The sequence below is a fragment of the Nocardioides mesophilus genome, from assembly GCF_014395785.1.
GTDB lineage: Bacteria > Actinomycetota > Actinomycetes > Propionibacteriales > Nocardioidaceae > Nocardioides_B > Nocardioides_B mesophilus.
Genome location: NZ_CP060713.1, coordinates 1,930,229 through 1,948,983, shown reverse-complemented (window position 1 = coordinate 1,948,983; position 18,755 = coordinate 1,930,229). Strand labels below are relative to the sequence as shown.

The following is an 18,755-nucleotide window of genomic DNA, read 5'->3' as shown; positions in this document are numbered from 1 at the left end:
CGGGATGGCCGAGGTACGCAAGGGCACCGACGTCCGGCTGGGCCGGATCGTGGCGATCAAGCGGCTGCGCACCGACCTGGCCAGCGACCCGACCTTCCAGGCCCGCTTCCGCCGGGAGGCACAGGCCTCGGCGTCCCTGAACCACCCGGCGATCGTGTCGGTCTACGACACCGGCGAGGAGATGGCGACCGACGGCAGCGGGGTGCCGCAGCCCTACATCGTCATGGAGTACGTCGCCGGCCGGACGTTGCGCGAGATCCTCCGCGAGGGGCGCAAGATCCTCCCGGAGCGGGCGCTGGAGATCACCTCCGGGGTGCTCGCCGCGCTCGACTACAGCCACCGGGCCGGGATCGTGCACCGCGACATCAAGCCGGCCAACGTGATGTTGACGCCGTCCGGCGACGTCAAGGTGATGGACTTCGGCATCGCCCGCGCGATCGCCGACGCCTCGTCCACGATGACCCAGACCGCGGCGGTGGTCGGGACCGCGCAGTACCTCTCCCCCGAGCAGGCCCGCGGCGAGACCGTGGACTCGCGCAGCGACGTCTACTCCACCGGCTGCCTGCTCTACGAGCTGCTCACCGGCCGACCCCCGTTCGTCGGGGAGAGCCCGGTGGCGGTGGCCTACCAGCACGTCCGCGAGGTGGCGGCGCCCCCGTCCAGCCTCGACGAGGACCTCGCTCCCGAGATCGACGCGATCGTGATGAAGGCGCTCGCCAAGCCCATCGAGGAGCGCTACCAGAGCGCCGCGGCGATGCGCGCGGACATCGAGCGGTTCCTCGCCGGGAAGCCGGTCGTCGCCCCCGCGGTGGCCGCCGCCGACGCCGCCACCGCCTTCATGCCCGGTGACCGCGGTCCCCACGAGACCACCATGTTCCAGGGCCGCGAGCTCGGTGACGAGGAGGAGCCGCGCAAGAAGTGGCCGATCGTGGTGGTCGTCCTGGCGATCCTCGCGCTGCTCGGCGGCGCGGCGGTGCTCGGTCCGATGCTGCTGGACTCCGCGCCCGCGCAGAAGACGGTCCCCGACCTGCAAGGGATGACGCGCGGTCAGGCCGTGCGTGCCCTCGACGAGGAGGGCCTGACCCTCGGCAACGAGGACAAGCAGGCCTCCACCGAGGTCGCCAAGGGCCGGGTGCTCGCCCAGGACCCCAATCCGATGACCGCGGTGGACCCGGGCTCGGAGGTGGACATCACCCTGTCCACCGGGAACCCCGACGTGGTGGTGCCCTACGTGATCGGCAAGGACAAGGACGCGGCGGCCGCGGAGATCCGCAGCGCCGGCCTCCAGCCCGAGCTCGTCCGCGAGCGCTCGGACGCCGAGCAGAACACCGTGATCCGGACCGACCCGGAGCCGGCGCAGAGCGTCGGCAAGGGCTCCACCGTCAAGATCTACTGGTCGGCCGGCCCCCGCGAGGTGCCGAGCGTGGTGGGCATGCAGGAGACCGAGGCGCGTCGGGTGCTCGACCGGGCCGGCTTCGAGGTCGAGGTCACCTACGACTCCCAGACGGTCGCCGACAAGGGACAGGTCCTCAAGCAGAGCCCCGAGGCCTACACCACCCAGCCGCAGGGCACCCGGATCCTGCTGACGGTCTCCTCCTACGAGAAGCCCAGCCCCACGCCGACCCCCTCCGCCGCTCCCTCGAGCAGCGCGCCCCCGTCGCCTACGGCCACCCCGAGCAGCTCCCCCTCGGCCAGCCCCTCGGGCTGAGCCGGGAGCGCTCAGGTGCCGTCGTCGTTGCTGGTCGCGGCGCCGGCGTCGCCCGCCGGGCGGGCGTAGCTGAGCTCGGTGGAACCGGTGAACTCCGGCGCGGTGATGTCGTCCTCGACCTGCACGTCCCAGCCGAGGTCGTAGTCGACGACCGCCTCGAGGTAGAAGCCGATGTACGGGCTCTGGTTCAGGCTGGTGAGCATGTCCCCGGCCGGGCCGATCGCCGAGATCACGTAGGGCGGCGCGTAGGGGACGTCGTTCACGATCACCGCGTTCCCGACGCACTTGATGCCGGTCGTGGAGACGATCCGCTGGCCCTGGATGGTCATCGCCTCGGCGCCACCGTCCCACAGCGCGTTGACCACGGCCTGGATGTCGCCCTCGTGGACCACCAGGTTGTTGACCTCGTCCTCGGCGACCCGGCCCAGGGACTCCGCGGGAGCGTCGGTCAGGGTGACCGTGACCCCGGGACCGTGCACCGCCTGCGTGCCGGCCTCCTGCGCCACCTCGGCGGCCTCCGCCTCGGCCGCGGACGCCCGGGTGTCGCCGAGCGCGGTGGTCAGCTGGTCCACCTGGCCGGAGAGGTCCTCCTGGCGCAGGCGCAGCTGCTTGACCTGGCGGGCCTCCGCCGAGACGAGACCGGGCAGGTCGTCGTACCGCCCGGCCCGCAGGTCCGTGCCCCCCGAGCTCACCGCGCTGGTCACGAAGAGCGCGCCGGCCAGCACGAACACCAGCGGGGCGCCCAGCCGCCAACCCAGCGACCGGCGACCGTAGGAGCCCAACCGGGCAGCGACCGCTGCGCCGATCCGCTCGCGCGCGCCCTGACGGTGCGGTCGTCGGCGGGGGGCCGGGTGCTGCTGCTTGCCGGGTTCCGGGACGGACACGTGTCGGTTGCTTTCGTCGGGGAGGAGCGTCCCGACTAGGCTAGCCAGGGCCGCAAACCCGTTGCAGGTGCTGCACGCTGCCCGGCCACCACCCCGACTGACGACACGACACCGCTCAGCCCCCCGATCGAGGAGTACCCGTGCCCCAGCCCACGTCCCGCCACCAGGCCGGAGCAACCACGGACCGCGGGTACTCACTCGCCCGGACGATCCTGTGTGCCGCGCTCGTGGTCATCGGCATCGCCTGGATGGTGGTCTACATCAACGTGGCGCAGGACGGCGAGAAGCTGACCTGGATGGGCGACCTGATGCGGTGGAACTTCCTGATCGGCTTCGGCCTGATCTTTCTCGGCATCGTGCTGGCCGCCCACCCGGCCACGCCGCTCGGCCGCGGCCGCGGGGTCGTGGTCGGGATGCTCGGCTGCTTCCTGCTCGGCCTCATCTGGATCGTCGTCTACTACATCACCGGGCAGGACCTGAGCATCCCGGTGATGAAGAACCTCGGCCAGTACAACCTCGTCGTCGGCATCGGCTTCATGGCCGTCGGCTTCGTCTACGCCACGCGCTGGGAGTAGCCCCACGCCGCCTGCTCCCCCTCGACCGGGGGGTCGGCCTCTCGTCCACGGACCGGTGTCCCGCTGCTGCGGGGCACCGGTTCTGCACATCTGTGGACGGGCCTGTGCACACGAATGACACCGGTGGAATTCATCCACATGAGTTATCCCCAATGTGGATATCTTTTGCTGCGGCCCGGGGGTGACACGAGTGCGGGCGCTCGGTGCAGTTCCGGTGATGTCGGGGTACCCCCGCGGCGAGACGCGCAACCTTCGCGCCGGGGCCGGTCTGGACCAGTCGCCCGGGCTGGCGCCGGAATCGCGCACAGCCGCGGTCGTGGCGGCCCGGCGGCGCGTTTCGCGCGCCGGAATCGCGCACAGCCTCGCTGGTGGCTGCCCAGCGGTCCCTTTTGCGCGCCGGAATCGCGCACAGCCGCGGTTGCGGTCGGCGGCGCATCGCTCGCGTGGCCGGGTCAGGCGAGGATGGCGGTGCGGACCACGAGCAGCGCCAGCAGTACGACGCTGATCGCGCCGAGGCCGGCGGCCTGCCACCGCTGACGTCCTGCGCGTGGGGCGTAGACGAGTACGGCGGCGATCAGCACGCCGCCGAGGAAGCCGCCGAGGTGGCCCTGCCAGGAGATGAAGGAGCGGCCGAGCACGGTCAGCAGGAAGTTCAGGCCGATCCAGACCAGCAGCTGCGAGACGTTGGCGCGGACCTTGTAGGCCACGACCAGCAGCGCCCCCATCAGCCCGAAGATCGCGCCGGAGGCGCCGATGGTGGGGGTGTCGAGACCGCTGGCCCAGTAGACCAGCGTGCTGCCGGCGAGCGCGGACAGCAGGTAGACCGCGAGGAAACGGGTCCGGCCGAGGACCATCTCGAGCTGGGGTCCCAGCACCCACAGCGCCACCATGTTGAAGCCGATGTGCCACAGGTCGAGATGGGTGAAGGCCGAGGTCAGCAGCTGCCAGTAGGCGCCGTCGGAGACCCCGGGGAACCACTGGAGCGCGGCTCCGGCTGCGTCGCACTGGGCCTGGTCGAGGCTCGGGAGGTAGCCGCGGCCGTCGACGAGGCCGCAGCGGCCGGTCGGCAGCAGCGCGAGGCGCAGCAGCCAGGGGCTCGAGCTGCCGCCGGTGGCCGCGAGGAGCAGGAACACCGCGGCGTTCAGCGCGATGAGGATCTGCGAGGTCAGCGCCGGGTTGGCGGAGCGGCTGCCGCCGTACGCGAGCCGGCCCTGCCGGGTGGTGCGAGCACCCTCGGCGATGCACGAGGGGCACTGGAAACCGACCGCGGCGTCGCGCATGCAGTCCGGACAGATCGGCCGGTCGCAGCGCTGGCAGCGGATGTGGGTCTCGCGGTCGGCGTGCCGGTAGCAGACCGGGACCCCCGGAGCAGGGGTCCCGGACTGCGGGGCGTCGGGCGTGCTCAGCGCCGCTCCACCTCGACCGACTCCAGCACGACCGGCTCGACCGGACGGTCGCCGGGTCCGGTGCGGACCGCGCCGATCTCGTCGACGACCTTGCGGCTGGCCTCGTCCTCGACCTCGCCGAAGATCGTGTGCTTGCGGTTCAGCCAGTCGGTCGGCGCCAGCGTGATGAAGAACTGCGAGCCGTTGGTGCCCGGCCCGGCGTTAGCCATCGCGAGCAGGTACGGGCGGTCGAACTGCAGCTCGGGGTGGAACTCGTCCTTGAAGGTGTAGCCCGGACCGCCGGTGCCGGTGCCCAGCGGGCAACCGCCCTGGATCATGAAGTTGCTGATGATCCGGTGGAAGCCGAGACCGTCGTAGAACTTCCCGGTGGTCTTCTGGCCGGACTTCGGGTCGGCGTACTCCTTCGTCCCCTCGGCGAGACCGACGAAGTTCTCCACGGTCGTCGGGGCGTGGTTCTCGAACAGGTGCACGACGATGTCGCCGTGGTTGGTCTTGAGCGTTGCGTACGTCTCGGACACGTGGTGCCTTTCTTGTTCGGACCAGGGTCGCCCCGATCTTCCCACGGGCGACAAGGCGGCCGGGTCCCCGCCCACCAGCGGTCGGACGTGAGCCGCATGACCCGGACGGCGGGTTTATCCAGGACGCGGCACCGGGCATGATCGAGGCAGGAACGGGCAGTGCGAACGAGGCAGTGCGACCGAGTGAGAACGAGAGGAGGCATCACCAGGATGCCGAAGTCCAAGAAGTCCGGCACGACCGTGGCGGACCGCGCGAGCGAGCTCGCCAGTGACCTGGCCGAGCGGATCGCTCCGTCGGTCGAGATGGCCCGCGAGAAGACCGCCCCGCTGATCGCCGAGGCGCGGGAGAAGGCCGGACCGGTCATCGCCGACGCCCGCGACAAGGCGACCCCGGTGGTGCAGGACGCCAGGACCAGGTTCACCACCGAGGTTCTCCCGGCGCTCACCGCGGCGGTCGCGGCCGCCAACGAGGCGACCGAGGACGTCCGCGAGGAGACCGCGAAGCGCGGCAAGGCCGCCGTGGCCGCCCTGCGCGGCGAGGTCGAGGCGCCGAAGCAGACGCACCGGCTGCGCAACCTGCTGGTCGTGCTCGGCCTCGGTGGCGTGGTCGCGTTCGTGGCCAAGAAGATGTCGTCGCGACCGGCGACCACCACCTGGCAGTCGCCGACCCCGCCGACGCCGCCGAGCGCCACCAACACCGGCACCCACCGCGCCGAGGACTCCACGGTCGCGGCCGGCGAGGGTGAGCAGGGCAACGACACCGGCGGGGCTTCCCCCGACGTGGTCGCGGCCGATGCGGCCACCGAGCCGCACACCGCCACCACGCCGGACAACCCCGCGGAGACGATCGACATCAAGCGGGACTGACCGCCCGCACCGCACGAGGAGCCGCTGGCCGAGGGTCAGCGGCTCCTGTGCGTCCGGGCTGCACCGGAGGCAGGGCTGCCGCCGCGGGTACGCCGGCCCCGGGGCGGCAGGTCCACGGGCCGGTGCTCGTCGATCCACTCGTCGATGCGCTCCCACCAGGAGTAGAGCCAGTCGATGCGCTCCTCCCGTCCCGCGGGGATCTCCGCGCGGGGCACCCGCCACCAGCGCATGATGATCTGCTTGTCCATCGGCAGCTCGCGCCACAGGTCGCCGACCGTGAGCAGGTGGTCGAGCCCGGTGTGCGCGACCAGGACCACGTCGGCGTCCGGAGCGGCGTCCAGCGCCGCGAGCAGACCGCCCGGCCGGGGGCCAGCACGTTCTCCATCCGCTCGGCCCGCTGCGCCATCGCCTCGAGGCCCATCCGGCGCAGCTTGTCGATCGCCTTCTGCCGGCGGGCCGGGGTGAAGTTGCCGCCTTCGGGGAAGATCACGAAGGCGTCGTTCTCGTCGAGGTTGGCCGCGAGCGCCCCGACCTGCTGCTCGAGGTCCTGGCCCGGTCGCCCCGGCGAGATGAACCGGCTGGGCAGCCGGTTGAGGATCACGTCGATGGCGGGGTCCCAGGCCAGGGTGTCCTTGAGGACCACCCGCGGCTCGCGGCCGTACCAGTGCATGAGGGCGTACATCAGCGTGAACGAGTCACCGGGGCCCGCGTGCCGGCAGCAGACCAGCAGCGGCTCGCCCGGGTGCGCGTCGGGAGCGGGCCCCTCGGTGACGATCTTGAGCCGCAGCACGCGCCGCGCCTCCCGGAAGAACACCACCAGGTAGGTCTGCACGATGTCGTAGTGGATGCGCTGGAAGAACGGCCGCCGGATGAAGATCCCGAACCCCGAGGCGATCCAGAGGCCGAACAGCTCGACCAGCATCAGGCTCTCGAGCACGAGGTGCATCAGCATCAGCGAGAGCAGCCGCAGCGGTCGCAGCCGGCCCTTGACCACCGGGCTCAGCACGATGGCGACCAGCAGCCACAGCGGGATCGTGGTCAGCAGCAGCACCGTCAGCACGATCAGCAGCGGCGCCAGCACCACCCGCCGGAACAACCCGCTCACGCGAGCTCCTCGAGGTAGCGGGTGGAGGCCCGGTGGGCCGCGTCGATGCGCCGCATCACCGCCCGGAAGTCGCGGTAGGACAGCAGGCTGTCGTCGCGCTCGGTGCTTCCGCCGGTGGGCAGCACGTGCGCGGTGACGCCGGCCGGCAGCGCGGCCATCTCCCGGTGGAACCGGTGCCGGCGGGCGATCTCGAAGGAGACCCGGGCGACCTCCCACGGCTTGCGCGGCGGGGTCAGCGGCCGGTCGACCCGGCCCACCTGCAGCACGAAGATCCGGTCCGCGCCCTGCTCCACCGCACGGCCCACCGGGATCGAGTTCACGATCCCGCCGTCGAGGTAGTGCTCCCCCTCGACGACGGCGGGACGCAGCAGCCCGGGTACGGCGGCGCTGGCGACGACCGCGTCCACCACCCGGCCCTCGGTGAACCAGTGCTCGGCCGCCCGCTCGATGCTCGCGGCGCAGCACTGGAACTCCACGGCGAGGTCGGCGAAGGTCCGCTCGCCGAGCTCGGCCTGCAGCCGCGCGCGCAGGGGCCGGCTGGAGTGCAGGTGGGTGCCGGTGCGCACGGCCCGCCGGACCTGGCGCACCGGCCCGTCGCCGTACACGTCCTTGCTGCTCGCCGCGCTCTCCCACAGCCCGACCAGCCGGTCGATCACCCCCGGTCCGGGATCAGCGGCCACCAAGGCCCCGTTGAGCGCCCCGACCGAGGTGCCGAGCACCAAGTCGGGCGCGATCCCGGCGTCGAAGAGCGCCCGGAGCATCCCGACCTCGACCGCGCCGAGCAGCCCGCCGCCACCCAGGACGAACGCGGTGCGGGACGCGCTCACTGCCGGCTCAGCGGTCCGAGGGCACGGTCGCGCCGGGGCCGCCGTTCGTGCCGGAGCCGGCCATCTGGGCGCGGACCCGCCGGGTCGCGCGCCGCTCGGCCCAGAAGGAGACCAGCGGGATGGTGCCGCACAGGAGGGTCACCAGGGTGAACGGGATGTCCCACCGGGCCTTGCGGGAGAGCAGGAACGCGGTCACCAGGAAGAGCATGTAGAGCCAGCCGTGGGCGATGCCGAGGTAGGTGGTGATCGCCTCGCCGACGGCGTGCGCAGTGCTGCCGTCGGGCCAGATCAGCGGCGTGGAGGGGAAGATGGTCCACATCGCGGTGCCGTCGAAGTTCGCCAGCGGGACCCCGATGAGGATCAGCACGACGAGCAGGACCCCCACGACGGTCGCCATGACGCGGTAGCGGAGCAGGGCGGCGTTCACGAGGTCGACCGTATCCCAGCGGTGTCCACGTGCGGCTCCCCGTCCGGGTCCGGACCGCCGTCGCCCGGGGGTTCGTCGTGCCGGCCGGCCAGCTCGTCGCGCACCCAGCGCACCCACAGGTAGACCGCGAAGCCACCGAAGACCCACCACTCCAGCGCGTAGAGCAGGTTGCGCAGCGACGTGAAGCCCGACGGCTCCGGCAGCGAGGCCGGCGTGACCGGCTCGAGCCCTGCGGCGGCGGGCCCGGCCAGGTCCCGGGCGATCACGTAGCCGCCGTACAGGTCCTGGTCGACCTTCTGGATGGCGCTGGCGATCCGCAGCTCGGGGAGTACGTCGTCGCGCGGGTCCGGGTCGGGGATGCCCTGGCCCTCGCCGGGCTGCAGCCAGCCGGTGAGCGCGACGGTGCCGCGGGGCGGGCCCGGCCGCGGCGCGTCGGGCGCCAGCCAGCCACGGACCACCAGCATCGCGGGCGCCTCGGCGCAGTCGGCCGCGGAGCGGTCGGCGCAGACCGCGACCGGCGTCACCAGCCACCGGCCGGTGCGGCCCTCGAGGCGCCGGTCGCTGACCTCGAAGGTGCTCCGCGGCAGCCACCGGCCGGCGAAGGTCACCGGACGGCCGACCTGGTCGTTGGGGAACGGCGCGTCGGCGGTGAGCACGTCGCCCAGCGGCTGCGGGGTGGCGCCGGCGAGGTCCCGCGCCTCCAGCTCGCGGCCGGTCTGCCAGGCGCCGTACTGCCAGAGGCCGAGCAGCACCGCCGCGGTCACCGCCAGCACGCCGAGCGCGTGCAGCGCCAGCATCCGGGGGGCGAGCAGGGTGCGGACCACGACATCGAGCGTACGGCGGCGGGGCCGGTGCGCACGTCGGGCCGTCCCGTGCTGTGGGCTGTGCCACTGTGGGCGCCATGAGCGCCGCGATCACCCGGATCCACCACCTCAACTGCGCGACGATGCGCCCGGCGGCCGCCCGGCTCGGGGTGATGCCCGAGCGGCTGGTGGCGCACTGCCTGCTGATCGAGTCCGACGCCGGGCTCACCCTCGTCGACACCGGGATCGGCGCCCGGGACGTGGCGGACCCGAAGCGGCTCGGGCCGGGCTTCGCGCGGCTGGTCGGCGCCGCCCTCGACCCCGCCGAGACCGCGCTCGCGCAGGTGCAGGCGCTCGGCCTGGACCCGCGCGATGTGCGCGACCTGGTGCTGACGCACCTCGACCTGGACCACGCCGGCGGGATCCCGGACTTCCCTGAGGCCCGGGTGCACGTGAGCGCCGAGGAGCTGGCCGCCGCGCAGGCCCGGCGCAGCCCGCGGGAGAAGGGCCGCTACCTGCCGGTGCAGTGGGACGCGGCGACCTGGGCCACGCACGAGGCCGGTGCGGCCGTGGACTGGTTCGGCTTCGGTGCGCTGCCGGTCGTCGGCGACGACGTACTCCTGGTGCCGCTGCCGGGGCACACCCGCGGCCACAGCGCGGTCGCGGTGCGGCGGCCCTCCGGGGGGTGGCTGCTGCACTGCGGGGACGCCTACTTCTTCCACGGCGAGGTCGAGACGCCGCGTCAGTGCCCGGTGGGGCTGCGCGCCTTCCAGTCGCTGGTGCAGATGGACCGCGGGCAGCGGCACGCCAACCAGGACCGGCTGCGCGAGCTGCACGCGGACCCGCGCGGCGGTGACGTGACGATGTTCTCGGCCCACGACGCTGTCGAGTTCGACCGGTTGCGCGGCCGCACCGACTGACCCGAACCCGCCGAGTCGGCGCATCTGCACGTCTGGCCCTGCCGAGGCGGCGCATCTGCAGCTCTGCACCCTGCCGAGTCGGCGCATCTGCAGGTCTGAACCCTGCCCAATCGGCGCATCTGCAGCCCTGGACCCCGCCGAGTCGGCGCATCTGCAGGTTCAGGCCGGGACCGCAGGTGGGCAGTCGGGTGCCATTCCGGGAAGCAACGAGCGCGCACCATGCGTGCGCGTTGCCGCTCCAGAGCGAATCGACAGCAACGAGGACGCAGCCAGTGCGACTGTTGCCGGACCGTGCCGGCAGGGGCGCGGCCCGGTGCCCGGGAACGCAGCGCTGCAGATGCGCCGACTCGGCGGGTAGGAGCGCTGCAGATGCGCCGACTCGACGGGTGCAAGGGCTGCAGATGCGCCGACTCGGCGGGTAGGAGCGCTGCAGATGCGCCGACTCGACGGGTGGAAGCGCTGCAGATGCGCCGACTCGACGCGTGGGAGCCGCGGTCGAGTTCGACCGGTTGCGCGACCGCACCGACTGAGCCGAACGCCTGCGCACAGACCGCCCGACCTGTTTGAATTACCCCGAATCGGGCATCGCCCGCTCCCAGGACGACGGCGTGGTGAGATGGCACAGCACGGCACCCGCGGCCTCGTGCAGGAGCTGCTTCGCAGCCAGCGGTTGACCCTGCTCATGGTGCTGGCGATGCTGCTGCTCAGCCTGCTGACCAGCGGCTACCTGTTGCTGGTCTCCCAGCCTCACGTGGAGCGCTACCTCCGGATCGGCTACCAGGCGCGCGTGCTGCAGCTCGGCATGCTCGACCAGGAGACCGGCCTGCGCGGCTGGCTCGCGACCGGCGAGCGGGAGTTCCTCGCGCCGTACATCGACGGTCGGGGCAACGCCGACGCGGCCGAGGAGCGGCTGCTGCGGGAGATCGACGGCGAGGCCGAGGCCGGGATCACCGACCAGGTGGTGAAGGTGCTGCTCGCCCGGGCGGACTTCGAGCGCTGGGCGGCCCGCGCGGCCGACGTTGTGCCGGCCGAGCAGTCGCGCTCCGAGCTCGTCGACTTCCTGCGCGAGGGCAAGGCCAGCTTCGACGCCTACCGGGCCGCCGACGCCCGCAGCACCTCGCTGATCCTGGACCGGCGCGCCGCCGCCGTCGCCGCTCAGCGCACCGCGCTGGTGACGGTGATGTTCTGCTACCTGTTCGTGCTGATCGGCACCGGCCTGCTCGCGCTGCGCCGCCGCCGGCAGCTCCAGGACGACGTGGTGGTGCCGGTCGACCGGCTGCTCGACACCATCGCCGCCCTCAATGACGGCGACCTCACCGCCCGGGCCCGGGTCAGCGGGGTCCGTGAGATCGACGCGATCGGCAGCGCGCTGGGCGAGCTGGCCGAGAACCTGGGCCAGGCCCGGTCGGAGGCCGGCGCGCGCGAGGAGCGGCTGGAGCTGCTGGCCAGCCGCTTCGAGACCGTCGTCCGGGTGGCCCGCGAGATCTCCGGCAGCCTTAGCGTGCGCTACGTCTCGATCAGCGTCACCGAGGCGGCCGCCGACCTGCTCGGGTCGGCCACCCTGTTGTGGGTGCGCGACGAGCACCAGCAGTTCGTGATCAGCTCCCGCAGCGACGACCCGCACGGCGCCGTACCCCCGAGCGGGATCGCGGTGCCCGCCGTCGTCGCCGCGGCCGCCGCCGAGGCGCGCCCCACGACGCTGGACCAGGCCCGGGCCTACCCGCTGGTCCTGGCCGGGATGGTGGTCGGGGTGCTGCAGACCGAGGTCACCGTCGTCGACGACGACACCGAGGCGGTGCTCGAGGCGCTGCTGTCCACGGCCAGCGCCGCGCTGGAGAGCGCGAAGCTGCACAGCGAGGCCCGCGAGCTCGCGCACCTCGACGGGCTCACCCAGCTGCCGAACCGACGCCGCTTCGAGGCCGACATCGACGACGAGTGGCAGCGCTGTCGCCGCTACGGCCGCCCGCTCAGCCTGGTGATGGTCGACCTCGACCACTTCAAGACGCTCAACGACACCCACGGGCACCTGTTCGGCGACGAGGTGCTGCGTGCCGTCGCAGCGGCACTCTCCTCGGCGCTGCGGACCTCCGACACCGCCTACCGGTACGGCGGCGAGGAGTTCGCGGTGCTGCTGCGCGAGACCGGCCTGGTCGATGCGGAGCCGGTGGCCGAGCGGATCCGGGCGGCGATCGCGGCGGTGACGATCCCGGAGACCGGTGTGATGGTCTCCGCTTCGGCCGGGGTCGCCGAGCGGATCGGCGCGATGGCCCACCACACCGAGATGGTCGCCAAGGCCGATGCCGCGCTGTACGCCGCCAAGCACGCCGGCCGGGACCGCGTGATGTCGGCGTTGCCCGGCCGCTGAGCCACGCTGCAGGATGTGGTGGAGCCAAGGGGACTCGAACCCCTAACCCCCTGCTTGCAAAGCAGGTGCGCTACCAATTGCGCCATGGCCCCGGTGGGCGCCGTCCGGAGCCGGACGGGCCCGGGGTCTCAGCCTCGGTGCGAGGTGACGTTGTCAGTCGCCTCGGCCCACAGCGCCTGCTCCTGCTGGCCGGCCTTCATCTTGTTGCGGGCGATGACGGCGCCTGCGGCGGCGAGAGCGACGAGCAGCAGCTTCTTCACGGGTGATCCTTCCCCAACGTCGTACGGCGCGAGCACTGTACCAACAGCAGGTCACGGCCGACGCGGCCGGGCATTCCGGATGATTTGCCCCCTCTTGTCCGGTGCCGGCCGTACTCTGGCGGGGGATGGCAAGGGGCTGGGGAGCCTCGGGGGTGCTGCGGGTTCGCAGAGGGGTGGGATGCGTCGTGCGCGGGTTCGTCCATGCCGTCGTCGCGCTGCTGCTCGGCGCGCTCTTCGTGCTGCTGCTGGAGATCCCCGGCCTCGGCGCGACCGGCCAGCTGCTGGTCAGCGACCTGGGCCAGCTGCTGGCAGTGGTCCTCGCGACCGTGCTGTGCTGGCTGGCCTCGCGCTCACCTCACGCCCACGCGCGTGCGTGGCGTGCGCTGGCCCTCGGGGTCGGCTCCTGGGCCGCCGGGCAGCTGGTCTGGACGTGGTACGAAGTGGTCCTCGGCACCGAGGTGCCGTTCCCCTCGCTCGCCGACGTCGGCTTCCTGCTCTTTCCGATCCTCACCGGCGTGGGTCTGCTGGACTGGCTCGGCGACCAGTCCCAGGCGCACGCGGCCGCACGTGGCCGGGACGTGCTGGACGGCGCGATCATCGCGGTGTCGCTGCTGGTGCTCTCCTGGGTCACCAGCCTCGGCGCGGCCGCCGCCGACAGCTCCGACGGCTCGACCGGGCTCGCGCTGTCGGTGGCGTACCCGATCAGCGACGTCATCCTCGGGACCCTGGTCCTGCTGGCCGTCACCCGCGGCCGGTCCGCGGAGAGGCCGGTCCTGCTGCTGCTCGCGCTCGGCCTGGGTGCCCTGGCCCTGGCCGACAGCGCCTACCTCTACCTGGTGAGCCTGGGTGACTACACCTCCGCCGACGTGGTCAGCAGCGGCTGGGTGTTCGGCTTCCTGCTCGTCGGCGCGGCGGCCGCGCTCGAGCGGAGCCGGGCCCGGCACCCCCTGCCGGTGATCGCCGGCCCCGCGCACTCCACACCCTCGCTGGTGGCGGCCGCCCTTCCCTACATCCCGGTCACCGCCGCCGGCATCGCCGTCTCCTACGGCGTCCTGACCGCGTCCGCGGAGCCGCCGGTGGTCGACCTGGGCCTCGGGATGGTCCTGGTGGTGCTGGTCCTCGGGCGCCAGTTCCTTGCGATGGCCGAGAACCAGCGGCTGTACGTCGCCCTCGGCACCGCCCGCGACCAGCTCGAGTTCCAGGCGCTCCACGACGCGCTGACCGGACTGGCCAACCGGGCGCTGTTCACCGACCGGCTCGACCACGCGATGCTGCGCAGCGGCCACGACGTAGGGCTGCTCTTCTGCGACCTCGACGACTTCAAGCAGGTGAACGACCAGCACGGTCACGACGTGGGCGACCTGCTGCTGCAGGTGGTGGCGACCCGGCTGCGTGAATGTGTCCGGGGCCAGGACACGGTGGCCCGGGTCGGCGGCGACGAGTTCGCCGTACTCCTCGAGGACCCCGAGGACGCCACCCAGGTCGCCGAGCGGCTCGTGGCCCGGATGGCCGAGCCGGTCGAGCTGCGGGGTCTGACCGTGCAGGTCACCGTCAGCGTCGGGGTGGCGCACCACCGGGTGGGGCCCGCCCCGGGCGGGCCGGAGCAGCGGCGCTCCGCGGACCGTTCGGCAACAACGGGCGGGCTGCCCGACCCCGGGACCGACCCCGCGCCCGCACCCGGGGACCCCCACGCAGGACACGGGCTCAGCGGCGGTGACCTGCTGCTGCGCCTGGCCGACCAGGCGATGTACGCCGCGAAGTCGGCGGGCAAGGGCCGGGCGGTGCTGGCGGAGGAGGTCGCGACGACGACCGGCTCCTGAGCGGGTCGGGTCGGCGCGTCGCGGCTGCCGCTGACCGGTGCGCCGACGCGGGGCGGCGACACTGGTAGCGATGGACGGCAAGGGTGACAGCGGGCGGGAAGCCGCGGGCTCGTGGCGCGAGCTGCTCCAGCGCCTCCGGGAGCTGACGGACCCGCAGATCAGGTGGATGCGGATGCCCCCCGGTCATCGCGCCCTAAGCAAGGTCCATCGCAGCAACGACGTGGTCCTCAAGCACTTCCACGAACCGCTCGACCTGGTGGTGCTCGACCTGCTCCCGGGCCGGGGGTCCCGGCAGCTGCTGCGTCGCGGGCTCCGGGAGGTGCCGCCCACCGACAGGGACAGCGACAGCGACGAGCGCAAGCTGAACGTCTGGCTGGAGGTCCGGTCCCCGGAGCCGAGCGCCGACGTCCGGATCGGTGCGGACCTGCTCGGGTCGACGACGCTGCCCCGGCATGCCTGGGAGGCGCTGACCGCGGAGGCGACGCGCGGAGTCTTCGCCGACGGCCTGCTCGAGCTGACTCGCGACCCCCGCGACGGCGGCCCGGTGCTGCGCCGGCTGCGGTGCTACCTGCCGAGCGATCCGGCCGGAAAGTAGACACCCCCGCTGGCCGGGTTGCTGCCGGCCATCGGGGGTGTCTGAGTGTCTGTGGGCCTAAGAGGACTTGAACCTCTGACCTCTTCCTTATCAGGGAAGCGCTCTAACCGTCTGAGCTATAGGCCCGCAGCCGACGACCAGCACCCGCGGGGGGTGCGACGCCGACGGCAGAGATTACCGCATGGGCTCGGCGCCGCCCAAACCGAGGGCGGTGCCGGCCCGACGACTCAGTGGTCGTCCTCGGCGAGCGTCACCTCGAGGCCGCCGAGCAGTGCCGCGGCGAGGTTGTAGAGGAACGCCCCGAGCGTCGCGATCGCGGTGATCAGGATGACGTCCACCACGGCCACGATCATCGTGAAGCCGAGCACCCGGCTGGTGCCGAGGTAGTCCTGGACGTCGAACGTGGTCGAGGAGTTGCTGCCGATCACGTCGGTGACGGTGGAGTTGATCGAGTCCCACACGCCTGCCGCGCCGAGCACCCCCCAGACCACCGCGACCGAGACCACCGTGACGATGCCGAAGGCGATGGAGAGCAGGAACGAGGTCTTCATCACCGACCACGGGTCGAGGTGCACCAGCCGCAGCCGCGCCCGCCGGGTGCCGCGGGGCCGGACCCCGCTTCGGGACCCCGTCGTCTCCGCGCCGCCGGACGGCTCGGAGCGGCGCGGACCGCCCGGGACGGCCTGGGTCGTCTGGGTCGCGGCGCCACCGGACCGGCCGGACTCACCCGACGTACGGCCCTCGCCTCCCGGGGAGGCCGCCTGCTGCACGGCGCTCCCGGCCGCGGCGACCGCGGCCGACATCCGCTGGGAGAACGGCACTCGGGCCTCGGGCGCGCCGTCCTCGGCGGGACGGCCCAGCGATCGTCGCGGCGCCAGCGGCGTGTCGTCGGCACGTCGGTCTGCCATCAGGACTCCTCGGTCTCCCCGTCGACATCACGGTCAGCTGCCTGCTCCGGGTCCTCGGTGAGATCCCGGTCGGCTTCGATTGTCGCATCCCCGGCCAGGGTCGGAGGTACGGCGGCCCCGTCGGCGTCGGAGTCCTCCGCGACCGTGACCGGCCGCTCCGCCGCCGCGGCCTGCTCGGCGACCTCGGCCATCACGGCCTCCTCCGCCTCCTCGGCAGCCTCCTCGATCTCGGGAGCCCGCTCGACGCTGCGCGCCACCTGGGCGACGAGGTCGCCGGAGCTGACCCCGACGAACTTCACGCCCTTGGTGTCGCGACCGGTCGGGCGCAGGTTGTCGTCGATCGCGCTGCGGGTGACCTGGCCGGACTGCTTGATCGCCAGCACCTCGTCGCCCTCGACGACGATGAACGCGCCGACGATGGTGCCGCGGTCGTCGTCCTGCTTCATCGCCTTGATACCGAGGCCGCCGCGGGACTGCAGGCGGTACTCCGAGATCCGGGTCCGCTTGGCGAAGCCGCCGTCGGTGATGGTGAAGACGTACTGCTCGACCACGTCGGGCAGGTGACCGTCCTCGAGGGACTGGCCGGCCTCGGTGGCGCGCGCCTCCGCGGCCTCCTCGGCAGCGACCTGCTCGGCGCGGATCACCGACATGGACAGCAGCGAGTCGCCGTTGCGGAACTTCATGCCGGTGACGCCGGAGGTGGCGCGGCCCATCGGACGCATGTCGCCGGAGGGGAACCGGATGGCCTGGCCCTTGCGGGAGACCAGCAGCACGTGGTCGTCCTCGCCCACCAGCTCGGCGCCGATCAGCTCGTCGTCGTCCTCGCGGAAGTTGATCGCGATCACGCCGGCCTGCCGCGGGCTGTTGTAGTCGGCCAGCCGGGTCTTCTTGACCAGCCCGTTGCGGGTGGCCAGCACCAGGTAGGGCGCCTGCTCGTAGTCGCGGATCGCGAGCACCTGGGCGATGTTCTCGTCGGGCTGGAACGAGAGCAGCCCGGCGACGTGGCCGCCCTTGGCGTCGCGGGAGGTCTCCGGGAGGTTGTAGGCCTTGGTCCGGTAGACCCGTCCGGCGGTGGTGAAGAACAGCAGCCAGTGGTGGTTGCTGGTCGCCATGAAGTGCTCGACGACGTCGTCGCCCTTCAAGGTGGCGCCGCGCACGCCCTTGCCGCCGCGCTTCTGGGTGCGGTACAGGTCCGCGCGGGTCCGCTTCGCGTAGCCGCCGCGGGTGATCGTGACGACCAGCTCCTCGTCGGGGATCAGGTCCTCCATCGAGAGGTCGCCGTCCGCGGGGATGATCTGGCTGCGGCGCTCGTCGCCGTACTTCTCGACGACCTCGGCGAGCTCGTCGGAGATGATCTGGCGCTGCCGGGTCTCGTTGGCCAGGATGTCCTCGAGGTCGGCGATGATCCGCTCGAGGTCGGCCAGGCGGTCGATGATCGCCTGCCGCTCCAGCGCCGCGAGCCGCCGCAGCTGCATGTCGAGGATCGCGCGGGCCTGGATCTCGTCGATCTCCAGCAGCTGCATCAGGCCCTCGCGGGCCTCGTCGGCGTCGGGCGAGCGCCGGATCAGCGCGATCACGTCGTCGAGCGCGTCGAGCGCCTTGACCAGGCCGCGGTAGATGTGGGCCTGGCGCTCGGCCTCGGCAAGCCGGAACCGGGTGCGCCGCTGGATGACGTCGATCTGGTGGGTGACCCAGTTGCTGATGAACTGGTCGATGGTCAGCGTGCGGGGCACGCCGTCGACCAGGGCCAGCATGTTCGCGGAGAAGTTGGTCTGCAGCTCGGTGTGCTTGAGCAGGTTGTTCAGCACCACCCGCGCGACCGCGTCGCGCTTGAGCACGACCACCAGGCGCTGGCCGGTGCGGCCCGAGGAGTCGTCCCGGACGTCGGCGATGCCCTGGATCCGGCCGCTGTCGGCGAGCTCGGCGATCTTGAGCGCGAGGTTGTCCGGGTTCACCATGTAGGGCAGCTCGGTGATGCTCAGGCAGGTCCGGCCCTTGCTGTCCTCGTCGATCTCGATGACCGCGCGCTGGGCGATCGAGCCGCGGCCGGTGCGGTAGGCCTGCTCGATGCCCTGCCGGCCCACGATCAGAGCGCCGTTCGGGAAGTCGGGGCCGTGGACCCGCTCGATCAGGGCGTCCTGGAGCTCCTCGCGGGTGGCGTCCGGGTGCTCGAGCGCCCACTGGGCGCCGTCGGCGATCTCGCGCAGGTTGTGCGGCGGGATGTTGGTGGCCATCCCGACCGCGATCCCGGCCGAGCCGTTGACCAGCAGGTTCGGGTACCGCGCGGGCAGCACGACCGGCTCGCGGGAGCGGCCGTCGTAGTTCGGCTGGAAGTCGACGGTCTCTTCCTGGATGTCGCGGACCATCTCCAGGGCCAGCGGCGCCATCCGGCACTCGGTGTACCGCATCGCGGCGGCCGCGTCGTTGCCCGGCGAGCCGAAGTTGCCCTGGCCGTGGATCAGCGGCGCGCGCATCACCCACGGCTGGGCGAGCCGGACCAGGGTGTCGTAGATCGCGGAGTCGCCGTGCGGGTGGTACTGACCCATGACGTCGCCGACGACGCGCGAGCACTTCGAGAAGCCGCGGTCTGGGCGGTAGCCGCCGTCGAACATGGCGTAGAGCACCCGGCGGTGCACCGGCTTGAGCCCGTCGCGCACGTCGGGCAGCGCGCGGCCGACGATCACCGCCATCGCGTAGTCGATGTAGGCGCGCTGCATGGAGGTCTGCAGCTCGATCGGCTCGATCCGCCCGCGCGGGTCCGGCACCT

17 protein-coding genes and 2 tRNA genes are annotated in these 18,755 nt (G+C 72.5%); 7 read left to right on the top strand and 12 right to left on the bottom strand.

Features of this window, described 5'->3' with window-relative positions:
• Window positions 1-4 precede the first annotated feature (4 nt).
• Complete coding sequence (gene pknB / locus H9L09_RS09195) at window positions 5-1,708, top strand: Stk1 family PASTA domain-containing Ser/Thr kinase (protein ID WP_343065231.1); 1,704 nt, start codon at window positions 5-7, stop codon at window positions 1,706-1,708.
• 11 nt (window positions 1,709-1,719) lie between these two features.
• Here the strand turns inward: pknB and H9L09_RS09190 are convergent, their stop codons facing one another.
• Window positions 1,720-2,592: a DUF881 domain-containing protein gene (locus H9L09_RS09190; protein ID WP_187580301.1), complete on the bottom strand. Its 873-nt coding sequence runs from the start codon at window positions 2,590-2,592 to the stop codon at window positions 1,720-1,722.
• Window positions 2,593-2,732: 140 nt separating this feature from the next.
• On the opposite strand from H9L09_RS09190, the gene H9L09_RS09185 reads away from it, so the two are divergent.
• Window positions 2,733-3,167: a cell division protein CrgA gene (locus H9L09_RS09185; protein WP_246456383.1), complete on the top strand. Its 435-nt coding sequence runs from the start codon at window positions 2,733-2,735 to the stop codon at window positions 3,165-3,167.
• A 452-nt stretch (window positions 3,168-3,619) separates the two neighbouring features.
• Here the strand turns inward: H9L09_RS09185 and H9L09_RS09180 are convergent, their stop codons facing one another.
• Window positions 3,620-4,447 (bottom strand): rhomboid family intramembrane serine protease, encoded by an 828-nt coding sequence (locus tag H9L09_RS09180; RefSeq protein ID WP_223164277.1) that lies wholly within the window; start codon window positions 4,445-4,447, stop codon window positions 3,620-3,622.
• A gap of 122 nt (window positions 4,448-4,569) precedes the next feature.
• A complete protein-coding gene (locus H9L09_RS09175; RefSeq protein ID WP_187580300.1) occupies window positions 4,570-5,091 on the bottom strand; it encodes a peptidylprolyl isomerase in 522 nt (173 codons plus the stop codon).
• 210 nt (window positions 5,092-5,301) lie between these two features.
• Here H9L09_RS09175 and H9L09_RS09170 point away from each other — a divergent pair, with 210 nt between their 5' ends.
• Window positions 5,302-5,958, top strand: coding sequence for a hypothetical protein (locus H9L09_RS09170; protein WP_187580299.1), 657 nt, complete (start codon window positions 5,302-5,304; stop codon window positions 5,956-5,958).
• Here H9L09_RS09170 and H9L09_RS09165 read toward each other — a convergent pair.
• Genes H9L09_RS09165 through H9L09_RS09150 form a run of 4 tightly spaced genes read right to left on the bottom strand, consistent with a single transcriptional unit; the run spans window position 5,945 to window position 9,141 of the window.
• Window positions 5,945-7,063, bottom strand: a complete 1,119-nt coding sequence (locus H9L09_RS09165; RefSeq protein WP_223164276.1) for a 1-acyl-sn-glycerol-3-phosphate acyltransferase — start codon at window positions 7,061-7,063, stop codon at window positions 5,945-5,947. The two genes, H9L09_RS09170 and H9L09_RS09165, sit on opposite strands and share 14 nt — an antisense overlap.
• Complete coding sequence (locus H9L09_RS09160) at window positions 7,060-7,890, bottom strand: patatin-like phospholipase family protein (protein WP_187580298.1); 831 nt, start codon at window positions 7,888-7,890, stop codon at window positions 7,060-7,062. Before H9L09_RS09160 ends, H9L09_RS09165 begins: the two co-directional genes overlap by 4 nt.
• A 7-nt stretch (window positions 7,891-7,897) precedes the next feature.
• Complete coding sequence (locus H9L09_RS09155; protein WP_187580297.1) at window positions 7,898-8,317, bottom strand: DUF3817 domain-containing protein; 420 nt, start codon at window positions 8,315-8,317, stop codon at window positions 7,898-7,900.
• A complete protein-coding gene (locus tag H9L09_RS09150) occupies window positions 8,314-9,141 on the bottom strand; it encodes an SURF1 family protein (RefSeq protein ID WP_187580296.1) in 828 nt (275 codons plus the stop codon). The genes H9L09_RS09155 and H9L09_RS09150 overlap by 4 nt, the downstream gene beginning before the upstream one ends.
• Window positions 9,142-9,218: 77 nt before the next feature.
• Between H9L09_RS09150 and H9L09_RS09145 the strand changes: the two genes are divergently transcribed.
• On the top strand, window positions 9,219-10,040 hold the full coding sequence (locus H9L09_RS09145) for an MBL fold metallo-hydrolase (RefSeq protein ID WP_187580295.1): 822 nt from the start codon (window positions 9,219-9,221) through the stop codon (window positions 10,038-10,040).
• A 616-nt stretch (window positions 10,041-10,656) separates the two neighbouring features.
• Window positions 10,657-12,405, top strand: a complete 1,749-nt coding sequence (locus tag H9L09_RS09140) for a diguanylate cyclase (RefSeq protein WP_187580294.1) — start codon at window positions 10,657-10,659, stop codon at window positions 12,403-12,405.
• 16 nt (window positions 12,406-12,421) lie between these two features.
• On the opposite strand, the gene H9L09_RS09135 is transcribed toward H9L09_RS09140, so the two are convergent.
• Together H9L09_RS09135 and H9L09_RS21590 are read right to left on the bottom strand one after the other, a co-directional pair.
• A tRNA-Ala gene (locus tag H9L09_RS09135) sits at window positions 12,422-12,497 on the bottom strand.
• Window positions 12,498-12,533: 36 nt separating this feature from the next.
• Window positions 12,534-12,665: a DLW-39 family protein gene (locus H9L09_RS21590; RefSeq protein WP_223164275.1), complete on the bottom strand. Its 132-nt coding sequence runs from the start codon at window positions 12,663-12,665 to the stop codon at window positions 12,534-12,536.
• A 185-nt stretch (window positions 12,666-12,850) separates the two neighbouring features.
• On the opposite strand from H9L09_RS21590, the gene H9L09_RS09130 reads away from it, so the two are divergent.
• Window positions 12,851-14,485 carry a GGDEF domain-containing protein gene (locus H9L09_RS09130; protein ID WP_187580293.1) on the top strand — a complete coding sequence of 545 codons (1,635 nt, stop codon included), beginning with the start codon at window positions 12,851-12,853 and terminating at the stop codon, window positions 14,483-14,485.
• A gap of 70 nt (window positions 14,486-14,555) precedes the next feature.
• The gene (locus H9L09_RS09125; protein WP_187580292.1) at window positions 14,556-15,080 is read left to right on the top strand and encodes a hypothetical protein; all 525 of its coding nucleotides are present in this window, start codon (window positions 14,556-14,558) and stop codon (window positions 15,078-15,080) included.
• A 52-nt stretch (window positions 15,081-15,132) separates the two neighbouring features.
• On the opposite strand, the gene H9L09_RS09120 is transcribed toward H9L09_RS09125, so the two are convergent.
• The 3 genes from H9L09_RS09120 to gyrA all read right to left on the bottom strand — a co-directional run bounded on the left by H9L09_RS09120 (window position 15,133) and on the right by gyrA (window position 18,705).
• A tRNA-Ile gene (locus H9L09_RS09120) sits at window positions 15,133-15,206 on the bottom strand.
• A gap of 101 nt (window positions 15,207-15,307) precedes the next feature.
• Complete coding sequence (locus H9L09_RS09115; protein WP_246456382.1) at window positions 15,308-15,988, bottom strand: DUF3566 domain-containing protein; 681 nt, start codon at window positions 15,986-15,988, stop codon at window positions 15,308-15,310.
• Entirely contained in the window at window positions 15,988-18,705 is a 2,718-nt protein-coding gene (gene gyrA / locus H9L09_RS09110; RefSeq protein WP_246456489.1) for a DNA gyrase subunit A, read from the bottom strand. Before gyrA ends, H9L09_RS09115 begins: the two co-directional genes overlap by 1 nt.
• Between the last annotated feature and the right edge of the window lie 50 nt (window positions 18,706-18,755).